At 63.5% G+C, this 7,216-nt stretch carries 6 protein-coding genes; 4 read left to right on the forward strand and 2 right to left on the reverse strand.

Annotated features, from left to right (window positions below; genetic code table 11):
• Positions 1–73 precede the first annotated feature (73 nt).
• The 4 genes from NKH35_RS15190 (at position 74) to NKH35_RS15205 (ending at position 5,003) form a co-directional block, all read left to right on the forward strand.
• On the forward strand, positions 74–775 hold the full coding sequence (locus tag NKH35_RS15190) for an ABC transporter ATP-binding protein (protein ID WP_352915174.1): 702 nt from the start codon (positions 74–76) through the stop codon (positions 773–775).
• Positions 775–3,324: an ABC transporter permease gene (locus NKH35_RS15195; protein ID WP_352915176.1), complete on the forward strand. Its 2,550-nt coding sequence runs from the start codon at positions 775–777 to the stop codon at positions 3,322–3,324. The genes NKH35_RS15190 and NKH35_RS15195 overlap by 1 nt, the downstream gene beginning before the upstream one ends.
• A 239-nt stretch (positions 3,325–3,563) precedes the next feature.
• Positions 3,564–4,304: a Bax inhibitor-1/YccA family protein gene (locus NKH35_RS15200; RefSeq protein WP_023671726.1), complete on the forward strand. Its 741-nt coding sequence runs from the start codon at positions 3,564–3,566 to the stop codon at positions 4,302–4,304.
• 117 nt (positions 4,305–4,421) lie between these two features.
• Positions 4,422–5,003 carry a GNAT family N-acetyltransferase gene (locus tag NKH35_RS15205; RefSeq protein ID WP_023698867.1) on the forward strand — a complete coding sequence of 194 codons (582 nt, stop codon included), beginning with the start codon at positions 4,422–4,424 and terminating at the stop codon, positions 5,001–5,003.
• A gap of 120 nt (positions 5,004–5,123) precedes the next feature.
• Here NKH35_RS15205 and NKH35_RS15210 read toward each other — a convergent pair whose 3' ends face one another.
• Positions 5,124–5,510 (reverse strand): DUF2794 domain-containing protein, encoded by a 387-nt coding sequence (locus NKH35_RS15210; RefSeq protein ID WP_023683844.1) that lies wholly within the window; start codon positions 5,508–5,510, stop codon positions 5,124–5,126.
• Between the two features lie 610 nt (positions 5,511–6,120).
• Positions 6,121–6,900 (reverse strand): DUF1223 domain-containing protein, encoded by a 780-nt coding sequence (locus NKH35_RS15215; protein ID WP_023671730.1) that lies wholly within the window; start codon positions 6,898–6,900, stop codon positions 6,121–6,123.
• Positions 6,901–7,216 lie beyond the last annotated feature (316 nt).

The following is a 7,216-nucleotide window of genomic DNA, read 5'->3' on the forward strand; positions in this document are numbered from 1 at the left end:
TATACCCGAGGAATTCTTCCGGCGACGGCTTCCGGCAAGCAGAGCCTTCATCCTGATATAGGACGCTTTAATTGTGACAGAAGCCGTCATCGCGCTTAAAGACATATCCCTGACCCTGGGCCAAGGGGCTTCGTCTGTGCATGTGCTGAAAGGCGTCAGCCTTGACGTGACGCGCGGCGAGGCGACCGGCGTTGTCGGCCCTTCGGGTTCCGGCAAGTCGACCTTGCTGATGGTGCTGGCCGGGCTGGAGCGGGTCGATTCGGGCACGGTGCGCATTGCCGGCGAATTGCTGAACGGCAAAAGCGAGGACCAGCTCGCCTCGTTTCGGGGCCGAAACATTGGCATCGTCTTCCAGTCCTTCCATCTCATTCCCAACATGACGGCGCTCGAAAATGTCGCGGTGCCGCTGGAACTGGCCGGCCATGCCGATCCGTTCGGCGTCGCCGCGCGGGAGTTGGCGGCCGTCGGCTTGAGCGATCGCGTCACCCACTATCCGGGCGAGCTGTCCGGCGGCGAACAGCAGCGCGGGGCGATCGCCCGCGCGCTGGCGCCGTCGCCGCGCATTCTCATCGCCGACGAGCCGACCGGCAATCTCGACCAGGCGACGGGGCGGCAGGTTGCCGACCTTTTGTTCGCCAAGGCGGCCGAGCGCGGCATGACCTTGGTGCTGGTCACGCACGATCCGGCCCTTGCGGCGCGCTGCTCGCGCCAGGTGTCGATGCGCTCGGGCCGCATCGAGGATGCGCCGGTAGCGCAGGTCAAGGTGCCGGCCTGATGCCACTGTCGCAGACGCTGAAGCTCGCGTTCCGCTTCTCGCTGCGCGAGATGCGCGGCGGGTTGTCGGGTTTCCTGATCTTCCTTGCCTGCATCGCGCTCGGCGTCGCTGCAATCGGCGGGGTCAATTCGGTGGCGCAGGCGATCACCGCAGGCGTTGCCGACCAGGGCCAGACGCTGCTTGGCGGCGACTTGCGCTTCCAGCTCAACCAGCGCGATGCGACGCCAGCCGAAAGCACCTTCCTCGACCGCCTCGGCACTGTGTCGCACAGCGCCAATATGCGCTCGATGGCGCGGCTGGAAGACGGCTCCGACCAGGCGCTGGTCGAGGCCAAGGCCGTCGACGACGCCTATCCGCTCTATGGCGCGATCGAGACCGCGCCGCAGCTTGGCAGAAAGGATTTGTTCGACGAGAAATCAGGCGTCTTTGGCGCCGCCGCGCCCGGCCTGTTGTTCGACCGGCTGAATGTGAAGATCGGTGACCGGCTGAAGGTCGGCAGCGCGACATTCGAATTGCGGGCCAGGCTGGTGAGCGAACCGGATGCGGTGTCGGACGGTTTCGGCTTCGCGCCGCGGCTGATGGTCTCGACCGCGGGGCTTGCCGCGTCCGGCCTGATCCAGCCGGGCAGCCTGGTCGAGAATGCCTACAAGGTTCGGCTGCCGGCCGGCGCCAGCGAGGCCGATCTCAAGACCATCCAGGATCGGGCGGCGAGCGATTTCCCTGAAGCCGGCTGGTCGATCCGCACGCGTTCCAATGCGGCGCCGGCGCTGTCGGCCAACATCGAGCGCTTCTCGCAATTCCTGACGCTGGTCGGGCTGACGGCGCTGGTGGTCGGCGGCGTCGGCGTTGCCAATGCGGTGCGCGCCTACCTCGACGGCAAGCGCGGCGTCATCGCCACCTTCAAGAGCCTTGGCGCCTCGGGCGGCTTCGTCTTCACCGTCTATCTCGTGCAAATCCTGATAATCGCCGGCCTCGGCATCGCGCTTGGCCTCATCCTCGGCGCCGCCATGCCGTTTGCAGCCAGCGCTGCGCTCCAGTCGGTCATTCCGGTGCCGGCTAAAGGCGGCTTCTATCCCGGTGCGCTGGCTCTTGCCGCGCTGTTCGGGCTGCTGGTGACGCTTGCCTTCGCGCTGTTGCCGCTCGGCCGCGCCCGCGATGTGCCGGCGACCGCGCTGTTTCGCGAAATGGGTTTTGAGGGCCGCGGCTTTCCACGCCTGCCCTATCTTGCCACGGCGGTCGGCATCGCGCTCGCTTTGGCGGCTTTGGCCATCCTGTTTTCCGGCGACCGGCGCATCGCCTTGATCTTCGTCGGCGCGACGATCTTTGCCTTTCTGGTGTTGCGCCTGGTCGGTGCGCTGGTGCAGTGGGTGGCGCGCAAAAGCCCGCGTGTGCGCTCGGTCGCGCTTCGGCTCGCCATCGGCAACATCCACCGGCCCGGCGCGCTGACGCCGTCCGTCGTGCTGTCGCTCGGGCTCGGGCTGACGCTTTTGGTGACGCTGGCGCTGATCGACGGCAATCTCAGGCAGCAGATCTCCGGCAGTCTGCCGGAACGGGCGCCGAATTTCTTCTTCGTCGGCATCCAGAATAGCGAGGTCGATGCCTTCTCGACATTGATCGGCAAAGAGGCGCCGAAGGGAACGCTGGTCAAGGTGCCGATGCTGCGCGGCCGGGTGATGGCGCTGAACGGCGTTAGTGTCGACAAGGCCAATGTGCCATCGGAAGGCGCATGGGTGCTGCGCGGCGATCGCGGCCTGACCTACGACGCCAAACAGCCGGCCAATGCGACACTGACCGAAGGCATCTGGTGGTCGGAGAATTACAGCGGCGAACCGCTGGTTTCGTTCTCCAACGATGAAGGCAAGGCGCTCGGCCTGAAGCTTGGCGATACCGTCACCGTCAATGTGCTCGGACGCAATGTGACGGCCAGGATCGCCAATTTCCGAGAGGTGCAATGGGAGACGATGGGCATCAACTTCGTCATGGTGTTCTCGCCCAACACTTTTGCCGGCGCCCCGCATGGCTGGCTGGCGACGCTGACCGAAAAGGATGCCACGGCAGCAGAGGATGCCCGCCTGCTGAACGCCGTCACCCGCGCCTTCCCGGCGGTGACGACAGTTCGGGTCAAGGACGCGCTCGATGTCGTCAATCGGCTGGTCGGCCAGCTCGGCACGGCGATCCGGGCCGCGGCCGGCGTGGCGCTGATCGCTTCGGTGCTGGTGCTGGCCGGCGCGCTCGCCGCGGGAAATCGCGCCCGCATCCACGATGCCGTGGTGCTGAAGACGCTGGGCGCCACGAGGCGAACGCTGATCACGGCGTTTTCGCTGGAATACATGCTGATCGGCCTGGCCACCGCGGTGTTCGCGTTGGCTGCCGGCGGCATCTCCGCCTGGTACATCGTTGCCCGCATCATGACACTGCCGTCGCATTTTATGCCGGAGGTGGCGGTGGCGACCTTGGTGTTTGCGCTGGTGATCACGGTCGGTATCGGCCTTGCCGGCACCTGGCGGGTGCTCGGCCACAAGGCGGCGCCGGTGCTGCGCGACCTCTAGGCCCCAAACGGCAAGGTTGGCCGAATCTGCCGTTTCCGATTAAATCTTGGTAATGTGCAGTCATGGAAGCCCAAGAAAACCGGCTCCCGGCGATTCACCAAGGGTTGCAGCCCGTTACGGTCTTGTTCTTGACGTCAAGAACCATCATATTTCGCCACAGGCATGCTGGAGCCCCGCCAGCGGCGCCCAGGTTCGAAAGGGCCTGACACCGTACGGGGCAGAAGCAACAGAGGATTCCAATGGCTGAGCCCATTCGCAACTACCAGACTTCGGCCGTGCCGGGCGCGCGCGCCGACATCGACCAAGGCCTGCGCACTTACATGCTCAAGGTCTACAATTTGATGGGGCTTGGCCTCCTCATCACCGGCGTCGCCGCCTGGGGCGCTTTCCAGCTCGCCGTCACCGGCGACGGACAGCTGACCGCTTTCGGCACGCTGATCTATGCCAGCGCCTTCCGCTGGGTGGTCATCCTGGCTCCGCTCGCCGCCGTCTTCTTCCTGTCGTTCAGGATCCAGTCGATGAGCGTGGCCGCGGCGCAAACCACCTTCTGGGTCTATTCGGGCCTGGTCGGCCTGTCGCTGTCGACCATCTTCCTGGTCTACACCGGCGCCTCGATCACTCAGACCTTCTTTGCCACGGCGGCCGCCTTCGGCGCGCTGTCGCTCTACGGCTACACGACCAAGCGCGACCTTTCGGCCTTCGGCTCGTTCCTGGTCATGGGCGTGGTCGGCCTTGTGATCGCCATGCTGATCAACATCTTCCTGCAGTCGTCGGCGCTCGGCTTCGCTATCTCGGCGATCGGCGTGTTGATCTTCGCCGGCCTCACCGCCTACGACACGCAGACCATCAAGGAAATGTACTACGAAGGCGATCAGGCCGACGTTGCCGGCCGCAAGGCGATCATGGGCGCGTTGAGGCTATATCTCGACTTCATCAACCTGTTCATGTTCCTGCTGCAGTTCATGGGCGATCGCCGCTAGGCGGTCTTCCCATCAGGCAACTGGACCAGCTGATATCAAGAGGGCGGCCAACGGCCGCCCTTTTCTTTTGTGCCGGCCTTTGCTGTCATGGAGGCAGATGAATCGTCTGCATAAATCATGAGCACTATTTCCATCCGCGCGGCCTTGGAAGGCGACCTCGGCCGAATCACCGAGATCTACGGCGATGCCGTGACGCATGGCACCGCGAGCTATGAGCTCGAGCCGCCCAGCCGCACTGAGATGGGTGGGCGCTTCGACAGCCTGACGGCGGGGGGCTTTCCCTATCTGGTGGCGGAACGAGATGGCGCGCTGCTCGGCTACGCCTATGCCGGCGCGTTCCGGCCGCGCCCGGCCTACCGCTTCATCGTAGAGGATTCCGTCTATGTCGCGCCTGATGCGAAGGGCCAGGGCGTCGGGCTGCTGCTGATGCAGGCGCTGATTGAAGCCTGCCGTATGGCGGGCTTTCGCCAGATCGTCGCGGTGATCGGTGACGGCCATGCAGACAGCGCCTCGGTGCGGCTGCATGAAAAGCTCGGCTTTCGCCATTCCGGTCGCCTGGAAGGCTCCGGCTACAAGCATGGGCGCTGGCTTGACACGGTGTTCATGCAGCTGTCGCTGAATGGCGGCGCAACGGTCCCGCCCGATCCGCATTCGCTGCCGGAGCGGAAGTTTCGTGAGAGCCTGAGGAGCGGGAATTGAGGAGTTGAAGAACTGAAGAATTGAGGATTTGAATAGCAACAAACCCGGCGGTATTTCGACCGTTACATCCTCTTTTTTCAATTCTTCAATTCTTCAATTCTTCAATTCCCCAATTCTCAATTAGGCCTGGACAATCTTCAGCTTAGCATCGAAGACGTTGAGCACGCGACCGAGTTCCTGGCCGCGCTTGAGGATTCGGCCGCCGGCGGCGATGACGGCGAAGGCGCCTTGCCGGCGCGCCAGTTTCGGATCCTTGACGATCTGGAACAGCGGCACTTCGCTGGCCCGGCGGAAGACTGAAAACACAGCCCGATCAGACAGATGATCGATGGCATAGTCGCGCCATTCGTTGGCGGCGACCATGCGTCCGTACAGCCTCAGGATCTCATCGAGCTCACGCCGGTCGAAACGGACCGGCTGGTCGAGGCGTTCGCGTCGCGCCTCGTGCAGCGGGATCAATATTGCGGATGCGTCCCCATCCTCCGTCCCACCGCTGCGATCGGTCATCCCGCGATCCCTTTGAAAATGAATCTCGCTTGCAGAAGTTGGCGTGTTCGCCGTGGAATTGCAAGGCCCGGCTAACCATCCCGGGACCGCGCTGTTTTCGCAACGTCCAGTCACTTTTATAAAACGCGGTGTTTGAATTGGTGATGCCTCGCCACATTTCCGCCCTTTTTTATCCGCGCTCATGCCCCAATGTCCGACGAATTTACCGGCGTTGCCTGAGACGGTTCGGTCCGGCACCGGCTCGTAAACCCCAAGCCCCCCGCCCACGGGTCTGCGTCGGATCGAACCAACCTCGGACTTTCCTCAGGGAGAGACCGGGTGCGACGATCCCAAAGCCTAAATGACCGACGTCAGAAGCAAGCTGACGTCGGTTTTTTTGTTGGGCGGCGCCAGACACTTGTCGTCGTGATCCTTCACACCCCCCTCTGTCCTGCCGGACATCTCCCCGCAAGGGTGGAGATCAGATTTCGCGTTTGCTTTCGCCAATCTCAAACGTGGGACAGGATGGCGGATGTGGCGAAGCTGCCAATCTCCCTCCTTGCGGGGGAGATGGCCGGCAGGCCAGAGGGGGGTGCTGTCCCGCCGATATCAAAAGGTATGGACCAGCCTCTTAAGGCTTGTGAATAAACGCCGCGCCCAGAATTGGCCCCGGCAGGCCGTCCTTGCCAACCGATTGCAGCAGCACGGCGCAGCCGCCTTTCTTGGCGATCTCGGTCATCGGCAATTCGTAGCGCTGCGCCTTGCCGTGCCACATGCCGGCGGTCTGGATGCCGGTGACGGCGTTCCAGTAGGTCATGCTGCGGCCGGTGTTCTCGCCCTTGGCGATGGTCACCGTCTGCGGTGGTTCGAAATAGACGATGACGACATGGGCGTCGCTCGGGCCGCTACCGGCGTCGCCGGCATCGATCATGACGCGATCGCTGGTGCGGCTGACCTTGACGCTGACCCGCATGCCTTCACCGGATTTCTCCATGCGGGCAAGCGCGCCGTCGACCTCCTTGCGGCTGGCGCCGTTGACATGGCTGCGACCATTGATGACGGCTTGCGGCGTGTAGACGGAGCGGGTGCCGAAGGCGCGCATATAGTCATATTGCCGGTCGGTATTGTCCTTGCTGCTCAGCGTGTCCTGCCAGCCGAGATAGTCCCAGTAATTGACGTGGTAGGCGAGCGCGACGACGTTGTCCTTGGCCGCCAGCTCGGCAAAGAAAGCGTCCGCCGGCGGGCAGGAATTGCAGCCCTGGCTGGTGAACAGCTCGACCACGCCCAAGGGCCTGTCAATCTGCGGTTTGTCGGTCTGGGTCGTTCCCGATTCCTCGGCGAACCCGGTCCCGGCAAGCGCCGAGAAGGCCAGCGCAAAAGCCGCAAGCCGCAGAGGTTGTCGAGGTGCCATGATCGTTCCGATTCCCGCCGGTGACGCCGGCCTTGTTCTGGTTGCCCAGATTTGTGGCAGAAGCGACAGTCAACGGGAAGTCACGTTGCGGTGAAATTTTTGCTGCCGCAACCATGGGTATGGCATCACAGGGGGAGCACTTCACCGCCCGGTTCGATCGGGAGCATGGCATCAGGAGCGTGGGGCAGATCTTGCTGAGCCCAGCCGGTTTTTACTCCTGTCGTACAGGGCGGGGCTTCGATCGGGTCGGGCAATGCTTTGGAAAGACTGGGAGTAGGGAGTAGGGAGTAGGGAGTAGGGAGTAGGGAGTAGGGAG

Origin of the sequence: Mesorhizobium sp. M1143 (genome assembly GCF_040318435.1) — a bacterium.
Lineage (GTDB): Bacteria > Pseudomonadota > Alphaproteobacteria > Rhizobiales > Rhizobiaceae > Mesorhizobium.